This is a genomic window from Actinoplanes sp. NPDC051633, from assembly GCF_040681735.1.
Classification (GTDB): Bacteria; Actinomycetota; Actinomycetes; order Mycobacteriales; family Micromonosporaceae; genus Actinoplanes.
On sequence record NZ_JBFAZH010001568.1, the window covers coordinates 1 to 1,463 of the forward strand.

1 protein-coding gene is annotated in these 1,463 nt (G+C 68.6%); it reads left to right on the forward strand.

The window, feature by feature from the left end:
• The first annotated feature begins 71 nt into the window (after positions 1-71).
• Positions 72-1,412 carry a sugar ABC transporter substrate-binding protein gene (locus AB0M20_RS43195; RefSeq protein WP_364307268.1) on the forward strand — a complete coding sequence of 447 codons (1,341 nt, stop codon included), beginning with the start codon at positions 72-74 and terminating at the stop codon, positions 1,410-1,412.
• The last annotated feature ends 51 nt before the right edge of the window (positions 1,413-1,463 follow it).

The following is a 1,463-nucleotide window of genomic DNA, read 5'->3' on the forward strand; positions in this document are numbered from 1 at the left end:
CCGACGCGTTCACCGACCACTTCCTCGGCCTGATCACCGGCCTTTGATCTCCAGTTAGGGAAGGCATGCAGATGAATGTCCATTTGACCCGGCGCCGGCTGGTCACCGGCCTGGCCGCGGCGACCGCCTCGGCCCTGCTGCTCACCGCCTGCTCCGGCGGCGACGACGGCGCCTCCTCCTCGTCCAGCGGCGGGGGCTGGTCGGTGCCGAGCAGCGACCCCACCGCCACCATCAAGGTCGTCAGCATTCTGGACCTGAAGACCGCCAACATGCAGTCGGTCCTCGACGCCTTCAAGAAGGCGCACCCGACCATCACGGTCGACTACCAGTCGGTGCCGTTCGACAACCTGAACAGCACGCTGGACGCGCGCATCGCCAACAAGGGCGGCGACCCGGACGTCTACTGGGCCGACCAGCCCCGCATCTCGGCCCTCGCGGCCCGCGGCATGGCGGAGGACCTGACCAGCGCGTTCGCCGGCTACAAGGACAAGTTCGACCCCACGGCCTACGACGCCGGCGTCTACAAGGACAAGCTCTGGGCGCTGCCGATCGCGAACTCGACGCAGCTGCTCTACTACAACAGGGCGCTGCTGAAGAAGGCCGGGCTCACCCCGCCCTCCGACAGCCCGGACAAGCGGATGACCTGGGAGCAGCTGGCCAAGGACGCGGTCAAGGCGAAGGCGGCCGGCGCCAAGTACGGGATGCTGTTCGGCCAGTTCGACCGCTACTACCAGCTGGAGCCGCTGCCGGTGCAGCTCGGGGGCTCGGTCGGCGCGACCGGCGAGGGAAACCTCACCCCGGACTTCACCTCCGAGCAGTGGGTGAAGGCATTCACCTGGTACGGCGACCTGTTCAAGCAGGGCGCCGCGCCCCGGGGCATGAAGGCCGAGGAGAGCGACCCGGCGTTCGTGGCCGGCCAGGCGGCGTACACGGTCGAGGGGCCGTGGCTGATCCCGCAGCTCGGTGAGTCCAAGGTGGACTGGGGCGTGGCGCCGCAGCCGGTGTTCGAGGGCGGCAAGCCGGCCACGCCGACGGGCTCGTGGTCGCTGGCGATGAACCCGTTCAGCAAGCAGAAGGAGGCCGCGGCGATCTTCCTCAAGTGGATGTCGGTCGACGAGGGCGGCGGCTACATCAAGTACCGCTCCGACCCGGAGCTCGCCGCCGGCCCGGAGGGCAAGAAGATCTACTTCGAGAAGTCCGTCTTCGCCGGCCCCGAGGGCAAGAAGGCCGCCGCGATCGTCGACTACGAGACCTCCAACACGGCGGTCAACCGGGTGCAGACGATCGGCTACATCGAGTTCGAGACGATCCTCAACCAGGCGTTCGCCGACATCCGCAACGGCGCCGACGCGAAGACCGCCCTGGACAACGCGCAGACCCAGCTGACCACCGCCTGGAAGAAGTACAAGTAATGGCGCTGCCGACCGCCACGACCGGACCCGCCACCGCCAACCGGCGGCGGC